Origin of the sequence: Vreelandella halophila (assembly GCF_009856365.1) — a bacterium.
GTDB classification, from domain to species: domain Bacteria; phylum Pseudomonadota; class Gammaproteobacteria; order Pseudomonadales; family Oleiphilaceae; genus Halospina; species Halospina utahensis_B.
Genome location: NZ_WMEX01000008.1, coordinates 175,062 through 198,193 on the forward strand (window position 1 = coordinate 175,062; position 23,132 = coordinate 198,193).

Annotated in this window: 19 protein-coding genes; 3 read left to right on the top strand and 16 right to left on the bottom strand. The window is 59.2% G+C overall.

Annotated elements, in window-relative coordinates:
- Nucleotides 1–12: 12 nt before the first annotated feature.
- Nucleotides 13–1,053, bottom strand: coding sequence for a purine-nucleoside phosphorylase (locus GLW01_RS14100; RefSeq protein WP_160899459.1), 1,041 nt, complete (start codon nt 1,051–1,053; stop codon nt 13–15).
- A gap of 299 nt (nt 1,054–1,352) precedes the next feature.
- Here GLW01_RS14100 and mtnN point away from each other — a divergent pair, with 299 nt between their 5' ends.
- Complete coding sequence (mtnN, locus tag GLW01_RS14105) at nt 1,353–2,204, top strand: 5'-methylthioadenosine/S-adenosylhomocysteine nucleosidase (protein ID WP_202405749.1); 852 nt, start codon at nt 1,353–1,355, stop codon at nt 2,202–2,204.
- On the opposite strand, the gene GLW01_RS14110 is transcribed toward mtnN, so the two are convergent.
- The 15 genes from GLW01_RS14110 to GLW01_RS14180 all read right to left on the bottom strand — a co-directional run bounded on the left by GLW01_RS14110 (nt 2,178) and on the right by GLW01_RS14180 (nt 20,747).
- Nucleotides 2,178–4,187, bottom strand: a complete 2,010-nt coding sequence (locus GLW01_RS14110) for a bifunctional 2',3'-cyclic-nucleotide 2'-phosphodiesterase/3'-nucleotidase (protein ID WP_160899460.1) — start codon at nt 4,185–4,187, stop codon at nt 2,178–2,180. The genes mtnN and GLW01_RS14110 overlap by 27 nt on opposite strands.
- Before the next feature lie 2 nt (nt 4,188–4,189).
- Complete coding sequence (locus GLW01_RS14115; RefSeq protein WP_160899461.1) at nt 4,190–5,452, bottom strand: allantoate amidohydrolase; 1,263 nt, start codon at nt 5,450–5,452, stop codon at nt 4,190–4,192.
- Nucleotides 5,449–6,705 carry a pyridoxal-phosphate-dependent aminotransferase family protein gene (locus GLW01_RS14120; RefSeq protein ID WP_160899462.1) on the bottom strand — a complete coding sequence of 419 codons (1,257 nt, stop codon included), beginning with the start codon at nt 6,703–6,705 and terminating at the stop codon, nt 5,449–5,451. Before GLW01_RS14120 ends, GLW01_RS14115 begins: the two co-directional genes overlap by 4 nt.
- 1 nt (nt 6,706) lies before the next feature.
- Nucleotides 6,707–7,531, bottom strand: coding sequence for a sulfite exporter TauE/SafE family protein (locus GLW01_RS14125; protein WP_160899463.1), 825 nt, complete (start codon nt 7,529–7,531; stop codon nt 6,707–6,709).
- Nucleotides 7,519–9,099 (bottom strand): gamma-glutamyltransferase family protein, encoded by a 1,581-nt coding sequence (locus GLW01_RS14130; protein ID WP_160899464.1) that lies wholly within the window; start codon nt 9,097–9,099, stop codon nt 7,519–7,521. The genes GLW01_RS14125 and GLW01_RS14130 overlap by 13 nt, the downstream gene beginning before the upstream one ends.
- Nucleotides 9,099–10,304 carry an amidase gene (locus GLW01_RS14135; protein WP_202405750.1) on the bottom strand — a complete coding sequence of 402 codons (1,206 nt, stop codon included), beginning with the start codon at nt 10,302–10,304 and terminating at the stop codon, nt 9,099–9,101. Before GLW01_RS14135 ends, GLW01_RS14130 begins: the two co-directional genes overlap by 1 nt.
- Before the next feature lie 17 nt (nt 10,305–10,321).
- Nucleotides 10,322–11,413 carry a purine nucleoside permease gene (locus tag GLW01_RS14140; RefSeq protein ID WP_160899466.1) on the bottom strand — a complete coding sequence of 364 codons (1,092 nt, stop codon included), beginning with the start codon at nt 11,411–11,413 and terminating at the stop codon, nt 10,322–10,324.
- 32 nt (nt 11,414–11,445) lie between these two features.
- Nucleotides 11,446–12,687: a tetratricopeptide repeat protein gene (locus GLW01_RS14145; RefSeq protein ID WP_160899467.1), complete on the bottom strand. Its 1,242-nt coding sequence runs from the start codon at nt 12,685–12,687 to the stop codon at nt 11,446–11,448.
- Nucleotides 12,688–12,716: 29 nt separating this feature from the next.
- Nucleotides 12,717–13,361 (bottom strand): energy transducer TonB, encoded by a 645-nt coding sequence (locus tag GLW01_RS14150; RefSeq protein WP_160899468.1) that lies wholly within the window; start codon nt 13,359–13,361, stop codon nt 12,717–12,719.
- Nucleotides 13,361–13,768 (bottom strand): ExbD/TolR family protein, encoded by a 408-nt coding sequence (locus GLW01_RS14155; protein ID WP_077530978.1) that lies wholly within the window; start codon nt 13,766–13,768, stop codon nt 13,361–13,363. Before GLW01_RS14155 ends, GLW01_RS14150 begins: the two co-directional genes overlap by 1 nt.
- Before the next feature lie 25 nt (nt 13,769–13,793).
- Nucleotides 13,794–14,306 carry a MotA/TolQ/ExbB proton channel family protein gene (locus tag GLW01_RS14160; RefSeq protein ID WP_160899469.1) on the bottom strand — a complete coding sequence of 171 codons (513 nt, stop codon included), beginning with the start codon at nt 14,304–14,306 and terminating at the stop codon, nt 13,794–13,796.
- 15 nt (nt 14,307–14,321) lie between these two features.
- Complete coding sequence (locus GLW01_RS14165; protein WP_202405751.1) at nt 14,322–15,707, bottom strand: MotA/TolQ/ExbB proton channel family protein; 1,386 nt, start codon at nt 15,705–15,707, stop codon at nt 14,322–14,324.
- A 10-nt stretch (nt 15,708–15,717) separates the two neighbouring features.
- Nucleotides 15,718–16,473 (bottom strand): DUF3450 domain-containing protein, encoded by a 756-nt coding sequence (locus GLW01_RS14170; RefSeq protein WP_160899470.1) that lies wholly within the window; start codon nt 16,471–16,473, stop codon nt 15,718–15,720.
- A 59-nt stretch (nt 16,474–16,532) separates the two neighbouring features.
- Entirely contained in the window at nt 16,533–18,902 is a 2,370-nt protein-coding gene (locus GLW01_RS14175) for a TonB-dependent siderophore receptor (RefSeq protein ID WP_340162463.1), read from the bottom strand.
- Between the two features lie 444 nt (nt 18,903–19,346).
- Nucleotides 19,347–20,747, bottom strand: coding sequence for an adenosine deaminase family protein (locus tag GLW01_RS14180; protein WP_237416600.1), 1,401 nt, complete (start codon nt 20,745–20,747; stop codon nt 19,347–19,349).
- 365 nt (nt 20,748–21,112) lie between these two features.
- On the opposite strand from GLW01_RS14180, the gene puuE reads away from it, so the two are divergent.
- Nucleotides 21,113–22,033, top strand: coding sequence for an allantoinase PuuE (gene puuE / locus GLW01_RS14185; RefSeq protein WP_425356598.1), 921 nt, complete (start codon nt 21,113–21,115; stop codon nt 22,031–22,033).
- Complete coding sequence (locus GLW01_RS14190; protein WP_202405752.1) at nt 22,030–22,623, top strand: cupin domain-containing protein; 594 nt, start codon at nt 22,030–22,032, stop codon at nt 22,621–22,623. The genes puuE and GLW01_RS14190 overlap by 4 nt, the downstream gene beginning before the upstream one ends.
- Nucleotides 22,624–23,132: the final 509 nt, after the last annotated feature.

The window sequence follows — 23,132 nt, forward strand, 5'->3', positions numbered from 1 at the left end:
TGGGCCCATCTCTTATTCAGTTCTTGGAACGTTCGTCTGGTACCGGTCCCAGTCATCTACCAGAGTCTGAACCACACGGTTACCGAGCTGAAAAGCCGCCTCATAGGCCGGTTCCCCATTATCCGGGTAAGGCGCGGTTGTGCTCCAGGCTGCCGTCTTGTCATCGGGTGGGAAGGTATAATTGCTCACCGTCCGCAGGACCATCACACGCTCGGGATCCACACGGTCTTCACGGGCCAGGCGATGCAAAGCCGTCAGAGTGCCGCTGTCCTCCATGTTGCTGGTTACCATATTGGCATCGTCGCCGGCCTGGAGCTTCACCCAATCGTTGGCCCAGTCATTCAGATAGTCGCCATGCCAGTAGGTACTGGCGCTCAGCGTGTCACCCAGCGCCACTGACGGTGGCTTCCGGGCCTCCGGGTAATTCTCGTACATCGCCCGGAACTCCTTCATGGCGGGCGTATCCTCAACCGCATGACCACGGGTCAGGTCATAGGCCCACTCAGCCAAGCTGCCATTGAGGTCGAACGAGATGGTGTCAACAGTCCAACCAGTCGCTTCCTGATTGGGCTCCTTGGCGCCCAGTGGGATCAGGCCATAAGCCCAGTCCTCAGGCATTTCCCGGGCATCAATCTCGTACAGGAGGTCGCCGTCCACCACATGACGGGCCCAGACTCCGGTCCCAAGGGAGACATCCTCGGGATCACCACCGCCAATCCCAGACACCAGCCAGTAGGCATCGGAAAGGTCGAAGCGTTCATCCAGGCCCAGAGCCATGATGGAAGCGGTCGCGTTGGTCACGCCACCGCCGGTACAGATGGCCAGTATTCCTTCATCATTGACATGCAGATCGAACTGGCCGAGCGGAAAATCCACAGGCTCAAGATCCAGTCGCTGGACCCAGCGATGGTATTCACCGGATTCCTCACCGTTGATCTCGCCATTCTCGAAATGGGTTACAACGACCGCCTTGATCTCAGTCGCGGCAATACCCGGGGTGGATACACTTATAAGACCCGCTGCCAACAACGGGGAAAACCTGATACGGATCATGACACGCTCCTTTTCAAAACACGCTGCTCCCTATGCAAAATCCTGTCCATTTGGATAGCCTTATCGAGAAACAACAATGGAATGCGGCAATATGCGAGCAAGGCCGTACCGAATTAAGCCAGAAACCCTCTCTTAAAACCACGATATTGAACCAATAATGGGCGAATTTGATAAAAAAGCTCCATGATCGGGCATTCCGATCACAAAACTTTTTTCCTGACCATTCAATCAGGCTTTTAATTTAATGGTATGAATGTTGCAGCGCGCAGGGGCCCAATCACGGATCAAAGGAGATCCCCATGTCACAACCATTGCGGTCAGCCGCCGTGACGGCATTCATGCTGGTTTTCACGCTTTGCCCGTCGCTGGCGGGGGCCGAAGAGCGCTACCCCCACTATCAACCCACCGACACCATCGTGGTTCTCGGTGCTGTCCCCCAGGAGATCCCGGTTCTGACGGACGCCATGACGGACGCGGAAAAGAAGAGCCTCTGGGGCATCCCCTACTGGGAGGGTGAACTTCACGGTAAGCCCGTGGTCGTCGCCATTACCGGCATCGGTAAGACCTTCACCGGCATGACGACCACGCTTTTCATAAAGGAGTTCAAGCCCCGCGCGGTTCTGATGACCGGCACCGGCGCCCGGGTCAACCAGGATCTGCGTACCGGCGATGTCATCGTCGCCACGCACACCCATGAACATGACTATGGGAGCCTCACCAGCGAGGGCATGACCTACCGCCCCATGAACGGTCCCATCGATGGCAATGAGGTGAAGAATGCGTTCAGTCCCAGTGACCGGATGCTTGAGAAGGCCAAGCAGGCCATGGCGACCTATGAGCGTCGCGAAGTGGAGGCCAACGGCAGCACTTACACCAACAGAGTCGATTTCGGTGTCGTGGTTTCCTCAGACCTGTTTGGCGTGACAGAACGACGACTGACCCTCCTGAGAGACCGGTTCGACGCGGACATCATGGAGATGGAATCTGCCCCTCTCGGTCATGTGAGCGAGGCTCTGGGGGTTCCCTATCTGATCGTACGCTCTGGTAGCAACCTGGCCCAGGAGGAACCCAATGACGATTACCTCAGGCTCGGTCCCATTGCCGCCCGCCAGGCCGCTTATTTCTCACTGCACCTGATCAGACATCTCTGACCACTGGGCTTTAGCGGGGGCTGCCAAATCCAGGCGATAAACGGCATACCCCGCGCCATTCTCTCTTACCCGGCTCATGGGGTAATAGCTGTTCGCCTCAATGAAACGCCTGGCCTTTTCTCCCGGTGACGTGCGAAAGGTGACTATCATTTCCGGGGCATCCGCAATACTCTGCAGATGCCAGTTATGGTCCGCTTCTGTGTCAACGCCATTCCCGGACCGACTCTGGCGCTTGATGTAATCCGCGACGATGGTGCGGTTCTCATCCGGGGATTCAAACGCCACATTGGCCTCACCCGTACCCGGGAAGACCCCGCCAAACGCCCGGTAATTGTTGGTGGCTACCAGGAACGTCTGATCCGGTTCCACCGGTTTCCCCTCGAACCGCAGGGCCCGGATGCGTTGCGAGCCAGGGTTTACCCGGTTGCATTCACCGTCATAGCGCGCCGGTTCGGTCACGTCCACGCGGTAGTGAACCCCCTCGAACACGTCAAAGTTGTAGGTCCTGAATGCATCCCGGTTAATCAGTTCCTGGGCACCGGAGTCTTCGGGATCAATCCGGTTATAGAGCGATACGGCGCATTCCAGCCATTCCCTGAGCTCTGCGCCACTGATTCGAAGCGCAACCAGCCGATTCGGGAATGGGTAGAGCGCGGCTACATCCCCATAGTTCACTTCCCCTTCGGCCACTTCTACATAGGCTTCAGGGCTGCTCCCCCGTCCCCCCGCCCTGAACGGCGAGGCCACGGAGAGGACTGGCAGGCCGTCCAGATCCGGATCGCCCTCAACATAGTGCCTGACATAGGCACGCTGGGCACGGTTGACCAGCTCAACCGTGGGGTCGTCCTGGGCCAGCGAGAGATAGCTGTAAATCGGGTCGTTGATCCCACCGATGGGACGGTTAACGAAAGCCCGGGTCGACTCGTGCGCGTCCGAGACGGCCTCAGCGACCCGAGGGTCGCGCTCCGCGATGGCCTGGTTGCTCTGGTCATCAAAGATGGGTCTGGCCTCGGAACGGGCGGAAACGACCTTCCATTCATCGCCTTTCCGGGTAAGTTTCAGGTCCATGATGCCCAGGTGACTGCCCCAACGCCCGGGCATCACAGCAACGACGCCATTGATGGTACCGCGCTCGGCATCAACGCCCTCGATCCCAGAAAACTCAACACTCGGGAAAACCGCATGCGCATGGCCGAAGGCAATGGCATCAATGCCCTCAACCTCCGACAGGTAATACACCGAATTCTCCACCATAGCCCGGTATGGATCGGACGAAAGGCCGGAGTGCGGGATTGCCACAATCACGTTGGCACCGGCTTCTTTCATTCTGGGCACCCATTTTTCAGCAGTGCGGGTAATATCGCGCGCTTCCACACGCCCCTTCAGGTGCTGGCGATCCCAATCCATGATCTGGGGGGGTACGAATCCGATGTAACCAATCGACAGCGCATGCCGTCTGCCCCGCTCATCGACAACCTCATGCTCCTGTATTCGGTAGGGAGTGAACACCGGCTTCCCGGAGTCCGGATCGACCACGTTGGCATTGATGTAGGGAAAGTCTGCGCCCTCCAGGGATTTCCTGAGAAAGTCGAGACCGTAGTTGAATTCATGGTTCCCAATGTTGCCAACCACATAATCAAGCCGGTTCATTGCCTGGTAGACAGGATGAGTACCGTCTTCAGGCAGGTCCTGCTTGACCGCATAGTCACCCAGGGGGCTGCCCTGGATCAGGTCACCGTTATCCACGAGCACGTGGTTGGCCACCTCACTGCGTGCCTGCTCAATCAGCGATGCCGTGCGAACCAGGCCAAAGCGGGCAGTTGTGCTGTCACGGTAGTAGTCGAAATCCATGATGTGGGCATGGATATCGGTGGTTTCCATGACGCGCAGACTGACGGTGGGGTCACCGGTCTCTGCGGCAGCCAGACTCCCCACCCCCAGGAACAGGACGAAGACTGTTCTCACTGTGTATCGGTGCGTCATCCTCAACTTCCCTCCGGGTTGGCGCTGCTCTGGGCCAGGTTGAGCAGGGTTCGGACCATAGCTTCAATACCGAGGCCAACGTCCGTCGTCATCACCGATTCATCCGGATGGTGGCTGATTCCTCCCCCACACCGGATGAAAAACATCCCGACATCCGTGATCCGTGCCATCGCCATGGCATCATGACCGGCCCCGCTGGGAAGATGGATCGGTTCCAGTCCCATTGCCTCGAGGGCCCTGGATTGATGGCTCTGGAGGCTCGTGGCGCAAGCAACCGCCGGTGCACTGTGGGTCTCGCGCCAGGAGGATACAAGACCGCGTTGGTCGCAGAGCCGATTGGATTCACTCCGGATAAGTCTGAGAGCCTGGTCACGGCTTTCATCGTCAGTAGCCCGCAGATCCAGTGACCAGCAAGCCTCTCCCGCAATGACATTGACCGCCCCGGGGACAGCGTTCAGTCGACCCACGGTCGCCATTACATCCTGCTCGCGGGCCACCCGCTCAACGACAAGCGCCGCTTCCGCAGCCCCGAGAAGGGCATCCCGCCGCAGCGCCAGCGGGACGGTCCCCGCGTGCCCGACCTCGCCCTCCAGGGTCACCGTAAAGCGTCTGGCGCCCGCAATCCCGGTCACAACCCCCAGAGGATGGCCACCGTGTTCAAGTACCGGACCCTGTTCAATATGCAGTTCCAGATATCCCAGCAATTCCTCCGGATCCCTGGCGCAGGATCCGATCCGTGCGGGGTCCAGCCCGAAGTCCCGGAAAGCCTGTTCAAGTGTGACCCCCCCGCGATCAGCCAGTTCCCACCATTCCGGCTGCCAGTGCCCGGCTACCGGGTAGCTTCCCAGGAGAGTTGTACCGAAGCGGGAACCTTCCTCATCACCAAACGCCACAACGTCCACGTGAAACGGAAGACGGATATCCTCCTGGTTTAGATACTCAACCACTGCCAGAGCGGTGAGTATGCCCAGTGGCCCATCGTATCGACCCGCATTGGGAACGGAATCATGATGGGAGCCCATAATCAGGGCCCGGATTGGCGGCGCGGCGTCGGTCGCTGCAGCATAACGGCCCCAGAGGTTACCAGCAGCGTCCTCCCAAACCGCCATGCCCGCCGCATCCATCCAGTGAGCGAGGAGGTCACTGCACCTCCGATGCTCGGACGTCAGATAATAGCGATCAATACGGCCCGGCTCGCTGGTGATGGCAGCCAGTTCGTCGCAGCGCTCCATTACCCCACAAGCGAGTTCGGGGACCCAGTTCATAGCTTCTCCCCGCCGAACCGGGCCAAGGCTGTCCTTACTCCAGCCTGGGGAGACAGCCGGTGACCAGCCAGCCCCAGGACCGCCTCAAGCGCCGCGAGGGTCTGGATAACCGCGTCCCGTCGCGCGTTGTAGCCCATTGTCCCGATTCGCCAGATGCGCCCATGCAATGGGCCAAACGAAGTGCCGATCTCGATGCCGAAATCAGAGAGCATGGAATGACGAACCTGATCCCCATCCACCCCCTGCGGGATGTGGACCCCAACCACGTTATTCATCCGGTGCCCCTGGTCACCGAATAGTTCGAGATCCATCGCCTCCAGGCCTTCGGCCAGGGCGAGGCCACTCACGCGGTGCCGCTCGCGGACATTTGCCGGGCCCTCTTCGAGGTGAATGCGGGCGCATTCCCGAGCCCCATAGAGCATGGTCGTCGCCTCAGTGTGGTGGTTAAGGCGCTCTTCCCCCCAGTAATCCATGATCATGGCGAGATCAAAATAGTTGGAGCTGATCCGCTGCCCCCGCCCCTCGCCGTGGTCGGGATGGCGGATACCCGCCTCAACGTGCTGGCGCTCACGGATCACCGAAACGGCCCGCTCCCCCAGCGTCAGCGGCGCACTGCCGGAAGGGCCACACAGACATTTCTGGAGGCCGACGGATACCGCATCCAATTCCCAGGCATCCGTGTAAAGGGCGTTGCCGGCGATGGAGGCCGTCGCATCACAGTAAAGAAGCGCATCATAGCGCCGGCAGATCGCTCCCAATGCGTCCAGGGGCTGGAGCATGGTGGTGGACGTATCGCCCTGGACCAGTGCCACCAGCTTCGGCCTGACACGGCGTACTGCCTCCTCGATCTGGTCCGGCTCGAACACATGCCCCCAAGCCACCTCGATCGTGTGGACTTCGGCACCGCACCGTTCCGCGATTTCCGTCAGCAAGTGCCCGAAACGCCCGAATATCGGTACGAGCACCCTGTCTCCGGGTTCCAGAAGGGAAACCAGGACGGCCTCAATTCCAGCTCGTGAGGTGCCGTCGACAAGGAAGGTCCACTCGTTCTCGGTTTCAAAGACCCGCCGGTACAATGCCATGGTCTCATTCATGCAGTTGGTCATGGCGGGGTCGTACTGCCCCACCAACTGACAGGACATGGCCTGCAGAACCCGGGGATCCACCGTAATCGGGCCAGGTCCCATCAAGAGCCTGGGCGGGGGTGTAAAAGGCCGCATCGACGGTGATGCGGCGTTGAGTCCTTCCGTCATATCAACCTCCAAGGGCCTGCATCAGCATGCGTAACCCGCTGATGCATAGAAATACCGCGAACACACGCTTAAGCATCAGCGCATCCAGCCTCGCGCCCAGGCGGGCCCCTACCGGTGCCATGAAAACCGTCAGCGGCACGATGGCGAGGAACCCCGCCAGATTGACCGCTCCCAGCATGCCAGCTGGCGCCCCCTCCGGAGTGGTCGCGAACAGCATCGCGGTCGCCCCTGGCAGAGCGATCAACAAACCGAAGAAAGCCGCCGTTCCGACAGCCCGATGGGAGGGATAGTTGCACGCGGTCAGCATGGGCACCCCCATGGTTCCTCCGCCGATGCCAATCATCACCGAGAAGAATCCGATGCTCCCGGCCATCAGGCCCTGACCCGGGAGCCTCGGCAGAGCGCTGGCCACCGGCTTTGCTCGGGGACGAAAAAGGATATTGGCGGCCACCAGCAGGGCAATCACACCGAAAATGCCCCCGATCAGACTGCCGTCCGCATAGAGCGAGACAGCGCTGCCGGCCACCACGCCCGTGACCATGAACGGCCACCAGCGGCGGATAAGGGCCCAGTCGACATTGCCGCGCCCATGATGGGCCCGGACCGACGAAATACTGGTCGGCACGATCACCATCAGGGAGGTGGCGGTGGCAACGCGGATGGCCACATCCGGATCAATGCCCATGGCCTGCAGGATGAAATAGAACACGGGGACGATGACGATGCCGCCGCCCACCCCGAGCAGCCCCGCCAGGAGGCCGGCAAGAAGGCCTGTTGCAAGCATCCCCAGAACAAGGGGCAACCATGCCGTTATCATATCGAGCATGAGCCCTCCCTGGCGGCGCCATCACTCCGTGGATCGCTGGCGGCAGTCACACCGCCGTCGGGAAATCGCACCACGGCCCCGGCATGCCCCATCATCTCACTGTGATCGGGCACGGTCTTGAAGCGGTGGCCGCGCAATGCCAGCTCATCACCCAGATGACGGGCCAGACTCGCCTCGAGTTTGAGGTCATCATCGCGGTCTCCCCAGGTCCGACCGAGGAGCCACCGACCCCGAGCTATGGATTCGTCGAGAGGCAGTCCGTCGTACAGGTAACGGGTGAAAAGTGCGGCCTGAGTCTGGGGCTGGCCCTCACCGCCCATGGTGCCGTAGCTCATACGCCGTCCGTCATCCAGAACCGCGAACGCTGGGTTGAGGGTATGGAACGGCTTATATCCCGGCTCCAGGGCATTACGGTGGTCGGCATCCAGACTGAAGCTCAGTCCCCGGTTGTTCCATACCAGGCCCGTACCCGGAATGGTCACTCCTGAACCGAACTCCCAGTAAACGCTCTGGATGAAGCTAACCATGGTCCCTTCCGCATCCACACCCCCCATCCAGACCGTGTCGCCAGGCTCCGCCGGCCACGGCCAGGGTGAGGCCTCTTTTCCCAGGACCGCTGCCAGCTTGCCAATGGATACGCTGTTCAGATGAGACTCTGCAGGCGCACGCATCCGTGCAGGATCGGTGACTTCCCGATCCCTTACCCGAAACGCCTGCTTGGTCGCCTCAACCAGTGTGTGGACCCGGTCGGCGTCGGACCATTGCGGATCGTAGAGCTGATCGTAGATGGCAAGGATCAGCAGTGAGGCCAATCCCTGGGTAGGAGGCGGGAAATTGTAGAGGCTCCCGTCGCGGGTTCGGACAGACAGTGGCGTTACCTCTTGAGCTTCATACCCAGTGAGGTCGCTGGCGCGAATTGGGCTACCCCGGGCTGCCAGCTCCGCCGCCACGGTTTCAGCCAGCTCGCCGTCATAGAAATCCCTCGGCCCTTTGCGCGCCAGGTGCGCGAGCGTCTCCGCCAGGTCCGGGTTACGCAGCTGCTCCCCCTGCCGAAGCGGCCGTCCTTCAGGGGCGAAGATAGCCCGGAACGCCGTTTCATCGGCAAGCGATTCATGCACTTTCTCGCTGGCCGCGGCCAGACTGGCCGTCACCTCAATTCCATCCCGCGCCAGTGCTTCAGCCGGAGCCAGAAGCTCCCCGTAAGGGCGCCGCTGCTCGGGTGCCACACAGCACTCACGGGCCTTGTCCCACCCACTCAGGGTGCCACCAAGCGTGAGCGCCGATAGCGGCCCCCGGGCAGGAATGGCATCACACCCCTGCTCCCGGTACCAGTCAATGCTGGCCAACGCCGCGGCATGACCACACGCATCAATCGCCCGGGGCGCTTCACCGGGACGCTGTACGAGCCAGAACCCATCACCGGCGAGACTGTTCATGTGGGGATAGAGGACGGCGATCGCGGCCGAGGCGGCAATCATGGCGTCCACGGCGCTAGCGCCGTCACGCAACAGAGACAACCCAATATCAGCCGCCCCGCTGTGGGGCGCCGTAAAGGCAATATTGCTCATCAAATAGACTCCATTGGATTTTGGGCTTCCGCGCCGCAGAGCGCATCAGCCAGCTTCAGAAGCGTTATATCCGAGTGTCGGGGCCCCAGAAGCGACACCCCCGCTGGTGCGCCTTCCTGGGTAATGACCGGGAGATGGACCTGGGGCAGACCGGCCAGACCGGCGGGGGCCGTGAGTCCCATGAGCTTCGCACGATAGTCACGCATCCATTCACTGCTGGCATCGAGGCGCGGTGCTGGGCCAGGGGTGGTCGGCATCACGATCATGTCCACGCTTTCGAACCAGGCGCTGATATCCTGATGCAGACGCATCTGACCAGACCGTGCCGCGGTCTCGTCTTCCGCACTCAACTGGCAACACCATTCCAAACGGGTCCGGATGTCCTCCGCCATACGCGGATCCACCTCGCGGAACCAATCCCCGTGGGTCTGCCAGTTCGCCCGCCCCTGCAGGACCCGGAAATACTCACTGGCCGATGTGAGCCATGCCGCCTCGAGCGGTATGCGCCGATGAACCTCAAGCTGCGGCTGCTGGCGCAGCCAAGCCTCCTGATCTGCCTGCCAAAGCTCGACGTCATCCATGGTTGGTTCAAGCACGCCCACCCGCACAACCCCGCTGCCGTCGCACTCATCCGCCCCGGGCAGTAACGCCCGGCCAACCGCCAGTAGTGTGGCTGAATCCCGGCTCATCCATCCGACCGTATCGAAAAGGGGTGCCAGCGGTACCATCCCCTCGGTCGAAATCGCACCGTGAGTGGGACGAATCCCGAACAGGCCGTTGTAGCTTGCGGGAACGCGGATGGAACCGCCCGTATCCGACCCCAGCCCGATTTCCGCTTCCCCGGCTGCAACGGCGACGGCAGAGCCGGTACTGGAGCCGCCGGGGAGTCGCTCCGGCGCCATCGGATTCAGCGGCGTTCCGTAATGCGTATTCACGCCGTTCAGGCTGTAGGCAAGCTCATCCGTCAGAGTCTTGCCAATTAGCTGAGCCCCCGCCTTTTGCAGGTCACGGATCACTGGCGATGTTTCACGGGCCACGGGGTGGGTTGCCAGCCAGTAGGGGTTACCCGCGCCGGTTCGGTGTCCGGCGATCGCAAAGAGGTCCTTGACGACCATACGGAAACCAGAAAGGGGGCCGCTCTCCGAGGACAGTTCACCGGGTGCGGCGCGCCATGTATAGGCGCGCGCATCGAACAGCTCATTCATGGGCATCGGATCCGGAATCAGTCAATGTCACCGGGCGTCGGCAACCGCTCACGATAAACATCCCAGTTGGTGGTGATTTCATCCAGTACTGTCTCGCCGACCCGGTAGGCGGACTCCAGAGCCGCGTCGAGTCCGGCGTAGCCCTCGCTTTCCGCAACCAGGTTCTCAGCCGCGCCCACACCGGGCGGAGGCATGGTGTAATTGCTGCCGGTTCGGAGCACCATGACACGATCACTATCGGCAAGCCCCGCCTCATCCAAAAGCTTCAGGGATAGGTAGCTGCCGCTGTCCTCCATGGCCGAAGTCACGAATTGCCCCTCCCCATCAGTCCAGTAATCAACCCACCGATTGGCCCAGTCGTTCATGATCTCACCGTGCCAGAACGTCATCGCTGCCAAATGGTCGCCTTTCAGGACAAACGGAGCCTTCCTGGCGTTTGGATGCTCCGTGTACAGGGAACGTGTTTCTTCCAGAGCCTCGGGGTTGGGCAGTTCCGTGTCCTTTGTCAGTTCATAGGCCCAGTCGGTGAGTTCCGGGTTCAACTGCTGCACCTCGAAGCTGGGGTCGGGCTTGTTGGGGTCATAGGGCTTCTTCGCGTCCCTCGGAAAATAGCCGGTCTCCCAATCGTCAGGTATTTCACGGGCGTCGATGTGGTGCGCCAGATCCCCGTCGACTACGTATTCCGCCCAGGCAGCTGAGCCCAGTGAAGCATCCTCGGGATCAATACCGGCAATGCCGGCGATCAACCAGTAGGCATTGGAAAGGTCAAAGCGCGGATCCATACCCAGTGCCATCACCGCCGAGGAGGAGTAGGCTGTCCCAATGCCGGTCACGATGCTCAGCACACCGGTTTCCTCATTCACGTAGATGTCATGATGCCCTTGGGGAAACGGATATCGCGTATCCAGTTCCTGGCGCTCCTTCCACAGCTGGAACTCCCCTGGCTGGTCACCTTCATCGTCACCAATCTCAAACATGGTGACCACAACGAACTTAATCGGTATCGGCTCTGGTTCCTGCTGGCCGGTCTGCATCATCGAGTGCTGCGCACAGCCGCCCAGCAGAACAAGCGCGGCTACGACCAGCGCGTGGCGTGCATTAAACCTCATTATTCATTCCTCTTTTGGTTGTTAACGGACACCTAGGCGCCCTCGGACTGATTCCGCTGTTTCCAGTTGTGCTGCTTCTGGAGCTGTTGCGCGTACTGAATCCAGCGCTGGGCCCGCTCACGCGAGTCCTCAAAGGCACGGCCCTTGCGAAGGGCTTCGAAACCGCCTTCGAAATCTTCCTGCTCAGTCAGTGCGATACCCAGTAGAACCCAGGCCTCGCCAGGCTCTTCGAGCTCACTCTCCTGCGCCGAGCGCAGGCTGGCTTCCGCTTCCTGCCACCGCCCTCGCTCGATATGAAGGTTCGCGATGCGGACATAGGGGTCTCCTGAGTCGCGCAGCGAGGCCAGCCGTTCGAGCGAATCGATGCCATGCTCGTATTCCCGGGCCGAGATCCAAGCGTTGGCCAGTAGCTCCACGTAATCAGCCTCAGTAGGCAATGCCCCCTGCTCCAGAGCATGATCAAGCAACCGGGCGCCTCTTTCGGGAATCCCACGGTTGATGGCCAACTGGATCATTGAGCGTATGGACCCCTCCTCCTCGAGCACCCCTGACTTCCAGGCCAACTGGAGAACGGCTAAGCCACTGTCCCGGTCATCCAGCTGGACATAAATGTTAGCCAGCTGTTTCCAGTAATCCGGTTTCTCTGGCCATCGACGCACCATCCGTTTCAGATCCCTGGCCGTCTGCCGGTAATCGCCTTGCTGGAAGCTGGACGCCACCAACAACTGGAACCAGCTCTCCCGGGGATCATCACTGGCCTCAATCGCCCTGTTGGCCATTGCCATGGCGCCGTCATAACGCTCGGTCTGGGCCATCAGGTTGGCCAGGAACATATACTGCTGCGGCTTTGGCTCCTCCTGGGATTCAAGCCAGGCTCTGGCATACTTTAGGGCCTGTTCATACTGTTCTTCGGAGGCATATAGTTGCGCCAGCATGCGCCCGACCTGCTGATGCATCTGCTCAGGCAGCTTGCCGGTGTCGTGGCTCACTTTGAGGTGCTGGATGGCCTGCGGGTAGTTTTCCCGGCTCAGTTCGACCCTACCCAACATCTGCAGCACCACAGCCTGGTCAATGGTGTCGGCCTCGAGGTCCTCGCGCAGACCGTCAATCTCGTCATAGGCATCATCGAGCCGATCCTCCCCCATCAACTTCTGAGCTTCCTTGAGCCCCTCGTAGATCGGCCCACTGACATTCTCTTCCCCGGACACGCCAGCCGAGACAAACGCCATCAAAACCCCGACCATCAACACCCAGTGTCCCGTTTTCCGAATCATCGCTCTGACCTCCCCTGCTCTACCCAGGCTCATTTGTCCAGGGTGAATTCAATCGTCTGTCGGGCTTTCTGTGGTCTGTTTTCGCCATTTTCGGTTTTCGGTCGGAAGCGCCAACGCTTCATGGCACGAACAGCTGCATCATCGAACATCCGTGGTGGTTCCGACTCCAAGACCTCGACGCTGGCGACTGTCCCGTCCGCACGGATATCAACCGCCATGGTGACGTAGCCCTCAAGTCCGGCCCGCTTGGCCTTCTGCGGGTAGTTAGGGGGCACCCGGAGCGTGGGCACAGCGTCGGAACTGAATCCAGAAAGACCACCACCATCCCCGGCGCTCAGTCCTTCCAGCGACATACCCTCACCCTGGCTGACCGAGGCATCCATGCTTGGCATGTCCATGCTGAGCTGCTGGCTGGTATCCGGCTGATCGCTCTCGACGCTGGCGTCCGGCGTCTCGGGCGACGGTTCAGGCTCCGGCGGTGGATCCGGCTGTTCGCGGTCTTTGGTCTCCGCTTCCTGTTCCGCGGAGTCAACGCGCACGAAGTTGAGCGAGGCACTCTGGCTGTCCTCTTTTTCGAGGTCCCCATCCATGGCGACCAGCACCTGCATCCCGATGAACACCAGGAGGCTCAGCCCCGCCGCCACAAGAAGACTCAGAACGTACTTCGCCACCATTACCTGCTCTCCGAAGCAACCGACACCGATTCCGCCCCGGCCAGGCGGGCCTGATCCATAACCCTGATCAGGGTGTTCGTATTGGAATCCTGGTCCGCCACGATAACCACACCCGCTCCTGGGCTCTCAGCCAGAGCGCGTTCCACGTTGGCTCGCACGGCGCGCGTGTCGACCTCCCGGTCGTCCATGTAGATCTGGTTGTTGGCATTTATGCCCACCTGAATGCTGTTGGATTCGGTTTGTACCGCCGTTTCAGCGTTCGGCCGGGTCACGTCCACGCCGGCCTCCTTCACGAAGGTGGATGTCACGATGAAAAAGATCAGCATGATGAAGACCACATCGAGCATGGGCGTCATGTCGATTTGGTTATCATCCTCTTCACCGTTCAAAAACTGGTTGTCGTTCATAGCAACCTCTCTCGTGTGCAGGGCGTTAATGCGTGGTCATACCACTCGCCAGCCGGTGCATTTCCCGCTGATAGCGCCGGTTGAGTTCTGTCGAGAACGGGATTCCCAGGAGGGCGACCACCATCCCGGCCATGGTCGGAAAAGTGGCCGAACTGACCCCGTCCGCCATGGCACGGGGGTTCCCCGACCCCAGGAATGCCATCACGTCAAAAACCTGGATCATGCCGGTGACGGTACCGAGCAGCCCCAGAAGGGGCAGTGCGGCGATCAGGGCCGTAATCAGGTTCAGATTCCGGATCATCTGGCAGTCCACCTCGGAAATCAGCTGTCGCCGGTATTGTTCGCCGGCCCAGGAACGCTTGTTCCCGGCCTGCTCCCAGCTCTCCAGACGGGCGTGACGCTCCGCCGGCAACTGCCGGAAAAAGAACCAGTAGCGCTCGAAGATCAGGACGAACAGACAGAACGTCACCGCCAGGATCAGCCACAGGACGTCACCCCCTGTCTCCAGGAAATCATTCAGAAGGCCCAGTGGATCCATGCCCTCACCTCCCCCCTAACTGTTCCGTGATTCGGCGATATTGACGGCCTTGCGGGCCACCATGCCGTAGGACTGTTCACCGATGATCTTGCCCAATTGCTGAATCCGACTGCTCAGAAAACTGGAGGACAGCAGCAGTGGGATAGCGACGATCAGGCCCAGCACTGTCGTGATCAGCGCCTGGGAAATCCCGCCGGCCATGAGCTTGGGATCACCGGTCCCGAACAGCGTGATCGCCTGGAAGGTGCTGATCATTCCCGTCACCGTCCCGAGCAGCCCCATAAGGGGCGCGATCGCCGCCAGTACCTTGACCGTGGGCAGCCCCTTGCGCAGCTCTGCCATATCCGAGAAGGTCACCTCATCCAGTTTCTTACTGAGCACTTCCAGATCATCCAGGTGCTTGTTCTCGTAGTAGGCCAGCATCATCCGTCCGAGCGGGTTATCCTCACGGGCATGCTCCATATCGTTAAGCTGCTGCTTGATCCGCCGCGACGTGCGGGTCAGTCGGGCCGCACGATCCACCACCACCAGAAGGCCGATCACACCGAGGGCGAGAATGATGTAGCCGACGATACGTCCCTGCTGGATGCGCTCCATCAGGGTCGGAACCTGTACCAGAAGCCCCAGAAGCGCCCCTCGAGAGGGATCCATGGAAAAGCCGACCTGGCTGCCGTCGCTGGTGTTACTGAGTTCCGAGGCACTGTCGCGGGCCTGGCCACCAGGCTGGCGTGAAAGTTCCACCAGGGCTTGAGATTCCGGCGAAAACTCCAGGTACTTGTCTCCGGCAACTGCGTTGAACGTGCCCACCCGCGTTACCGGAACCGTGTCACTCTGGCCGCTTGGCCGTGTCACTTCGGCTTCAAAGCGTGAGACCTTTCCGGACTCCGAGATTTCCTGAAGCATCAGGCTCCAGAGTTCGCGCATCTGTCGGATAGTGGGAACATCCTCCACCTCGGCCAGGGATTCGATGGTGCTCCCCCGCTCCGGATGTTCGAGATTGACCATCGAGTCGAAGAGCGTGCCCTCAAGATCACCGGCAACCTGGCGGAAAACACCAAATAGTTCGCCCAGATTGCCGCTACGTTGATTCAGCTGCTCCTCGAGTTCCGCCAGTGTTGATTCGTTGTCGTCAAAACGCTGCTGCAGTTCCTCCCGTTGAGCTTCGGCAGAAGCTACTTTGGATTGAACATTCTCCAGCATCGCCTCACGTTCTTCCGCACGCTGCAGGAAACGCTGCAGCCGTTCATCGTTATGAGTCGCCTCAGATTCCACGTCCTGCTGGACGCGTTGGTAAAGCTCATCAATGGTTGTCTGTGCAACAGACTGACCGGGCACTGCCACTACGAGCGCCGTAAAACAGACTGCCAGCGTTACAACATGCTTGATTGGGGATTTCATCATTGCGGCATCCTTACTGCTCAGGCGCATTAATGGGCAGGGTCAGAAGCTCGGGAGGCGCCTGGTCCCGCGCGATTCGCAACCCTTCTTCAACCGATTCGAGGTAGCTGGGCTGGATCTTTTCCCAGCGATCCTCGGAGGGATTCCAACGGCCGCTGTTCTCCCCATCGAGCGTCTGGTAATAGAGCCCGACACGGCCAATGCGCAGGAAGTCGACGCGACGTGCCTCGTCATCAACCACCAGGTCGCCGCGATAGGCCTCGATCGTGCGGCCATACTCAAGTTCGACCTGGTAAGCTTCCAGGATGCGACGGTACTTCTCACCGACCGTGACATCCGCCCGGTCCACAAGATCACGCAGGTTATCCACCCGCTCCTGGCGCTCCTGTTCGAGGAAGGGCGCATCCGCTTCCACCAGCTCGGCAAGCGTGTCCGTCATCTCGATCATCAGCGGAAGCGCCCCGGTTTCGATGGTGTCGATCTCCTCGATCTGGCTTCGGATCTTGTCCATTTCTTCGTTCTGTGAGGAGACGAGGCGCCCCATCTGCCTGTTGTAAATCTCCAGGCTCTCCGATCGCTTCACCGCGCTGCGGTATTGCTGGAAGTCCTGTTTGGCCTGATCGTCCAGCTCATTAATGCGTGACTGCGTCGAGGCAGAATCCCTGTTGATTGCCTTCTGGGTTTCAATGCTGTCATCAACCGCCAGCGCGAGCGGCGAGCCGATGACCACAGCGCAGATCGAAACACTGAGAAGTCTGCGAAAAACCATAGTTACCCTCTTTCTCGTATCGGCCCCGCCCAAAGGCGGGGCCACTGTTCAGCCGATTCCTAGAAGCTGTAGGAGAGACTTGCCGTCCAGTTGCGCGGACGTTCCGGCTTGACCACGGTGGAACCGAAAAGGTCCGGGAAGTTGGAGCGGAAGTAATCCTCATCCGTGACGTTGCGAACCTGCACGTCGAACTTCCAGGGGCCGGTGCGGTAGTTGACTCCCGCATTGACAAGGGTGTAAGCCGGCAGGCGCACGGACTTGGAGAAGCCCGAGTAGACCGAGTCCACATGCTGGACACTGGTCGTCATCCCGAAACCGTTGCCGAACTGGTAAGCACCGGTCACGCTGTAAACATGCTCCGGAACACCGGCTTTACGGGCGTCGCTCTCGGAGCTGACCGGGATCAGACCTCCGGGCTGGTTCCCGTAAACCTGCGAGGGATCATCAACGTTCGGCAGATCCTCCGCTCCCAGGAAGCTGAACTGAGAGCCGTTCTCGAGCGCTGTCAGGTTGATGACTTCCAGATTGGTATAAGCGGCGGTCAGAGTCAGGTTGTCCGTGGCGATGAGCCGGGCCTCGAACTCATACCCTTCCGTCTCAGTCGTGTTGTTACTGGTCAGATCCTGGGCGTTAAAGTTCGTCCGCTCCTGCTTAAACCAGGCACCGGCGAGGAACAGGCGCCCGTTTAGCAGATCAGCTTTAACGCCAAGCTCTTCCAGCTCGGAGGTCGCCATGGCATCGCCATCGGCAATTAGGTCCGGACTTACCTCAGAGCCCTGATCCGAGATAACCGTGGCCTGTTCGGAGACCGTGACATAGGGGGTAACACCCCAATCAGTCTGGTAGTTCAGGCTGGCCGTCCAGGACACCTCACTGTCACTGTCATCCGCGCTAAGCACACCGGGATCCAGATCCGGGTCGATCTTGCTGGCGTCACGCTTGGCGTTGAAGTCAACGTAGTCGTACCGGGTCCCCAGCAACAGACCCACTCGATCCGCGATTGTGAAGTCACCCAGATAGGCCAGGCCGTAATTGGTGTAGCTGCCGTACTGATAGTCGTCGAAATTCTCGCCGGACTGGGTTGAGAGCAACCGCTTGTCCCGCGGGGTCGACGGCTGGGTCAGATCCCGGCGGTCGAAGAACTCGTAACCAAAGTCATTGCCCCTTTCGTATTCGGTATAGCGGATCGAGGGCGAGATCTGATGACTGCCATCCAGCCAGTCGGCATGATCCACGTCGAATGAGAAGATGGTCTGGTTCTCCACGACCCAGCTGTCGATGTTGCTGGAGAAGCCGTAGGCATTCTCGTTGATGCTGTCCAGAGACTCATAGAACGTCTTGTTCTTGAGCTGGGCATTCCGGCCCATGTCGTGAATGAGATCGAAGTAAAGCGTCGTCACATCAGATTCAAGCCGATCCTCGGGCGCTACCAGAACTTCATCCCCGTCAAGCTGGGCGGTACCCGAATTCTCGAGTTCAGCATCGGGGCCAAAGTCATCCTCGGTCACCGCAGAGGGAACCGGGAAGAACGGAAGAACCCCGTTCTCGAAATCCGCATTCTTGAATTCGCCCCGTGATAGCCGGCCGTCGTTGTTGGTATCGAGATCGGGCGCCAGACCGGTCGTATAGGTGCCATTGTCGATAAGGTCCTGAGTTACCCGGTTCCACCCGGCGACCTGGTTACCATCAAAATCCTGGCGCATCCCGCCGAACTCGATCCGGGTACTGCTGCTGAAGGCAGTATTGAATGACGCCTGCATGACACTCTGGTCGGTATCTGTATTCCGGTAGTAGTCGTCAGAGGTCTCCGCTTCGCCGTAGAGGTAATAGCCGAAGTCCTGGCCGCCGAGCTCTCCGGGACCGCCCACTTCCGCGCGCAGGATGTTCTTGTCCCAGCTGCCTTTGGTCAGCGACATCTCACCGGTGGGCTCATCCAGATACTGACCCGTTTCAACCCTGGCCGACTTGGGAACAAAGTTCAGGTAACCACCAATCTTGGAGGGTCCCATGATTGGACTGGCTGGCCCCCGCACAACGTCGACCCGATCCGAGGCGGCAATAGGCGTGGGGAAGTTACCCGGGTTATTGAGTCGTCGTACCCCTCGAAAATAGTTCTCGCCGGGATTACCCCGAACATCCAGTGAACCGCCGACCCCAAAAAAGGATTGGCGGAACGAACCGGGGGCGATCAGCGCCAGGTCATTAATGGATTCAATCTCGAAGTTCTCCATCATGTCCGCACTGACCGAGGTGGCGCCACGCGGCGTCTCCATCAGGGTCTTGTCGAACCCGAATACGGATTCGACCGGTTCCGTCGGCATCATCCCCATGGGGTCGTCCACCCGGTCCTGAGCCTGGTACCGATCCAGCTCAAGCATGTCCTCGCTCTCACTGGTGGCCTGGTCTTCAGACGTCTCCCCCAAAGCCACTCCTGGGAAAGCGATTGCGCAATGCAGCCCGATTACCAGGGCCAATCTGTTTCGTTTAAAACGTGTCCTATCGGTCATGTCCCGTCCACTCCTAAAGCCGTCTCACATACCGTTATCTGCCATCAGGCATCGGCTCACCCGGCTGCAATCGCTGTGCCATTTCCTGTCCAACTGGTTACCTTTTGGGTATTCCAGTTTTTAGGCCATATTTTTCAGGTATTTATGGATTTTATTTAATTGTCCGACAGGATATTTCTGTGGTGGAATGGCTCAAAGCTCGCTACTATGGCCGGCTCAGAAACCCCAAGTTGATGCAGCCGGGGAAGGCGATGCACCAAAAGGTATCCTGCTCATTAACGCGACGTGACTGTTCAGACATCAAAGGGGAAGGCGAAGACGGGGAGGCCGTCTTCAGCTGCAGGATCAGGGCGCCAGGAGGAGCACTCAGTGTCCTGCGCCGCACAGGTCGTAATAGCGGCATATGAAGCCATTGTAGGTTGGCTCTACATCCTCGAAAGCGGTCATGCCGGATTCACGGAACCTGGACTCAAAAGCCGCAATTTCATCCTTGTAACGCTTCACCAGTCGATCCCGGACAGACTCTTCCACAAACCCATGCCGCAGGGAATTTAGGCTCAGTTTCCGGATCTCGTGCCAGGAAAGATCAAACTCCCTGACAGCAACGAAGAACTCATCCGTCAGGTTGGAATCCCACATTCCGCGATCATCCGTGGAGAGAGCAACCGGAATCCCTAATCTCAGGTACTCCGGGAAGGGGTGCTGGGCAAAGTCATCCACGTACTCGAGCAGTAGATTCGAGATCAGATTGATCTCGATCAGGTAAGGACCATGCCGCAGTTCCCGCAGAAGGGGCTGGTCGTTGATCAGTTGCAGGCCATGGCCGATCCGGTCAGCGCCCAACATAAGGGTATTTCGGATATGGCTGTTTGGTTCGTCCAGCTCGCCCGCGTGGATCGAAAGATTGACATCACTGTGTTCCCGGCGGAGGTAACGCAGGGTTTCCCGGAAGCGCATTGGGTATCCCTTGTCATTATCCTCCCGGCCAACCATATTGACCCCTACGTAAAGGTCGCGGTTGTCACTGACGAACGCGTAGTCATCAATCAATTGCTGTTCAGCATTGGGCGCAAAACGCAGGATGGATTCCTGGAGCCGCACCGTTACACCGGTGTCTAACGCATCTGTCTCAGCCAGCCGCTTCCTGTAGATATCCGCGACCTCGTCTCTGGGAATCAGGTCGCCGCCCGGTGTGCGATACCCTGCGCTGCCCATCATGGACTCCAGGTAGATCAGTCCCTCCTCAGAAAAGGCCTTCATGTTGCGATACAGCACCTCGGCCATCAGGTAGGGGTTGGCGGTCAGGGCCCCCAGGCGTTGCCAATGACGCTGGAAGAACTCATCACGACCCTCGTGGGATTTATCCAACCGGATGCTGTCGAGCCAACCCTCCTTCTGCTGCTGGGTCAGATCCTCAAGCCGCCGATATTCAGACTGTCGGCACTCCGACATGGATTGGTAGGTGGCTTCAGTCACGTTCCGGAAGTACATCTTATAGGGCGTGCGCCCGAACTCATCCCGACCATAATCACCGCAGTTATTGATTCGGACCTTAGTGTAATAGCGATAGCCATTATCTTTCTGGTCCAGGGCCAGCTCGTACCACCAGGAAGGAAACGCGTTACCACTCATATGATTGTGCAGATCGCCGCCTTTGGGCATGGCATAAAGGAAGCGATACAACTCATGATCCGAGGCGTTTTCCCGGAAGCTTTCGAACCAGGCTTCGTCCGGCGGGATGGCGGCGGTGGCCGTACATGCCATCATCGCGAGTAACACTGAAACCACAAGACTGCCAGCCCGATCACCAGAACACCGCATCATCTTTCCCGCCTTTCGCCCATGCATATGGCCAACGAGTCAGCAATTTCTGTACCACGTCACTTCGCCTATTAAACGCCCCGTGCGAGGCTCTCTTTTCCTGTCCAATTGGTTCAGTTTTGATCCTTGTTGGTGCATTCAACGATTCGATGCCCCCAAAACGCACTTCAGTGCGCCTGAACCGCCAGCTCAACGCCGTTACATAGCCCATGGCACACATCTTGAATCCGGACCGGTACTGATGGAACGAAATGGAGAGAACGGCATTGACTCAGAACGGGGCCAGTACTGAACCGGATTACCCACGGGATATGGTCGGGTATGGACGCGATCGCCCTCCGGCCAACTGGCCTGGAGGAGCCCGAATCGCACTGCAATTTGTGCTGAACTACGAGGAAGGAGGTGAGAACTGCGTACTCCACGGCGATGCCCATTCGGAGACGTTTCTCTCTGACATCATCGGAGCGCAGCCCCACGCAAGCCGTCACATGAGTATGGAATCGCTGTACGAGTACGGCTCAAGGGCAGGCTTCTGGCGCATTCACAGACTGTTCCAGCACTACAGGCTGCCGGTTACTGTCTTCGGAGTTGCCATGGCCATGCAGCGTAACCCGGATGCGGTTGAGGCCATGCTGGAGGCGGGGTGGGAAATCGCGAGCCATGGCTATCGCTGGATTGACTACCAGTCTGTTCCGGAAGTTCAGGAGCGGGAACACATGCAGGAGGCCATCCGAATTCACAGGGCGTTGACGGGTGCCACACCCCTCGGATGGTATACGGGGCGGGACAGCCCCAATACACGCCGGTTGGTTCTCGAGCAACAGCAATTCCTTTATGACGCCGACTCATACGCCGACGATCTGCCCTACTGGCACCATGAGCCAGGCCATCGCCCTCACCTCGTGATTCCCTACACCCTGGACGCCAATGATATGCGATTCCTGACGCCCCAGGGATTCAACTCGGGTGAACAGTTCTTTCAGTACCTCAAGGACAGCTTCGATACCCTTTACGCGGAAGGCGACACCTCACCTGCAATGATGAGTGTCGGCCTGCACTGCCGAGTAATCGGACGTCCCGGTCGCTTCCAGGCGCTGGTGCGGTTTCTCGAGTATGCACTACAGCACGAGGATGTCTGGATATGCCGCCGCCTGGACATTGCGCGGCACTGGTACAAGGAGCACTACCCTACCTCTGACGCCCAACAAAGAACAGGAAGCGCAAAGAGATGAAAAAATACATTACCGCAACAGCCATTGCAGTCACTCTCGCCACAGCCGGCTGCAGTATGCATGGACACCAAGCATCGCCCTCTCCCGCCGCCACTCCGGACAGAGCAGCTGTAATCGAGGGGCTCGGGCTTGAGAAACACGTTGAGGGGGGCTATTTCCGGCGCACCTATCAGTCCGACCATCGACCGATGCTGGAAACCGAGGCAGGAGAACGGTTTCTGATGACGTCCATTTTCTACCTTCTCACCTCCGACTCGCCCGTTGGCCATTTCCATCGCAACCGGTCGGACATTGTTCACTATTACCATCAGGGCGATCCGATACGCTACACACTGATCCATCCAGACGGCACGCTGGAGCAGGTTGTGATGGGGCCGGATGTCGCAAACGGACAGCGTTTGCAGCTGCATGTCGCTGGCGGTGTCTGGAAAGCTTCAGAACTGCTCGAGGGTCCCTATGGCTATGGTCTCATCAGCGAAGCTGTCTCTCCTGGCTTTGATTACGACGACATGACGTTAGGTGATGCGGAAACCCTGCGAACGCAATTCCCCGAACATGAGGGGCTCTTCGAGCCATTAACGCGGAAATAGTCGATGAGACTTAAGGACGAAGCGTTGAAATACTGGAGTAATTCGGAAGAGATTGGTCGGGGCGGCAGGATTTGAACCTGTACGGTCCGTGTCGGAGGGTATCCCATATTATGGAAATCAGACCCTTACGGCACCCGCACCCCATTTTTCACGCTACTTTACTCGCTGCGTGCGCTAGTTCGTGTGCTCGGTTCTATAACCCTCTCTGTTAGCCTAGTTGTCCAGATGGCGATTTCGCCTGAACCCCACTCAGAGAGGGCGGTATGAGAGCAGTCATGCCAAGGTACTCCGAAGAACGTAAAGCAGCGGTGCTGAATAAGCTCCTGCCCCCTATGAATCGCACGGTGGTGTCGGTGTCCGCTGAGGAAGGCATCTCCGATGTTGACCTGCCCCCAGTAACTTGACCACTCACTACTTAGTGATGTCCCAAGTTTTGGGCTTCGATTGCCCGGTTCGATGTTGCGCCGCGAACTCCAGCGGTGTCTGGTATCCCAGACTGGAATGCGGTC

Coding starts and splice junctions, on each gene's coding strand:
- GLW01_RS14100 (WP_160899459.1), bottom strand. CDS start 1,053: ATGATCCGTATCAGGTTTTCCCCGTTGTTGGCAGCGGGTCTTATAAGT.
- mtnN (WP_202405749.1), top strand. CDS start 1,353: ATGTCACAACCATTGCGGTCAGCCGCCGTGACGGCATTCATGCTGGTT.
- GLW01_RS14110 (WP_160899460.1), bottom strand. CDS start 4,187: ATGACGCACCGATACACAGTGAGAACAGTCTTCGTCCTGTTCCTGGGG.
- GLW01_RS14115 (WP_160899461.1), bottom strand. CDS start 5,452: ATGAACTGGGTCCCCGAACTCGCTTGTGGGGTAATGGAGCGCTGCGAC.
- GLW01_RS14120 (WP_160899462.1), bottom strand. CDS start 6,705: ATGACGGAAGGACTCAACGCCGCATCACCGTCGATGCGGCCTTTTACA.
- GLW01_RS14125 (WP_160899463.1), bottom strand. CDS start 7,531: ATGCTCGATATGATAACGGCATGGTTGCCCCTTGTTCTGGGGATGCTT.
- GLW01_RS14130 (WP_160899464.1), bottom strand. CDS start 9,099: ATGAGCAATATTGCCTTTACGGCGCCCCACAGCGGGGCGGCTGATATT.
- GLW01_RS14135 (WP_202405750.1), bottom strand. CDS start 10,304: ATGAATGAGCTGTTCGATGCGCGCGCCTATACATGGCGCGCCGCACCC.
- GLW01_RS14140 (WP_160899466.1), bottom strand. CDS start 11,413: ATGAGGTTTAATGCACGCCACGCGCTGGTCGTAGCCGCGCTTGTTCTG.
- GLW01_RS14145 (WP_160899467.1), bottom strand. CDS start 12,687: ATGATTCGGAAAACGGGACACTGGGTGTTGATGGTCGGGGTTTTGATG.
- GLW01_RS14150 (WP_160899468.1), bottom strand. CDS start 13,361: ATGGTGGCGAAGTACGTTCTGAGTCTTCTTGTGGCGGCGGGGCTGAGC.
- GLW01_RS14155 (WP_077530978.1), bottom strand. CDS start 13,768: ATGAACGACAACCAGTTTTTGAACGGTGAAGAGGATGATAACCAAATC.
- GLW01_RS14160 (WP_160899469.1), bottom strand. CDS start 14,306: ATGGATCCACTGGGCCTTCTGAATGATTTCCTGGAGACAGGGGGTGAC.
- GLW01_RS14165 (WP_202405751.1), bottom strand. CDS start 15,707: ATGATGAAATCCCCAATCAAGCATGTTGTAACGCTGGCAGTCTGTTTT.
- GLW01_RS14170 (WP_160899470.1), bottom strand. CDS start 16,473: ATGGTTTTTCGCAGACTTCTCAGTGTTTCGATCTGCGCTGTGGTCATC.
- GLW01_RS14180 (WP_237416600.1), bottom strand. CDS start 20,747: ATGATGGCATGTACGGCCACCGCCGCCATCCCGCCGGACGAAGCCTGG.
- puuE (WP_425356598.1), top strand. CDS start 21,113: ATGGTCGGGTATGGACGCGATCGCCCTCCGGCCAACTGGCCTGGAGGA.
- GLW01_RS14190 (WP_202405752.1), top strand. CDS start 22,030: ATGAAAAAATACATTACCGCAACAGCCATTGCAGTCACTCTCGCCACA.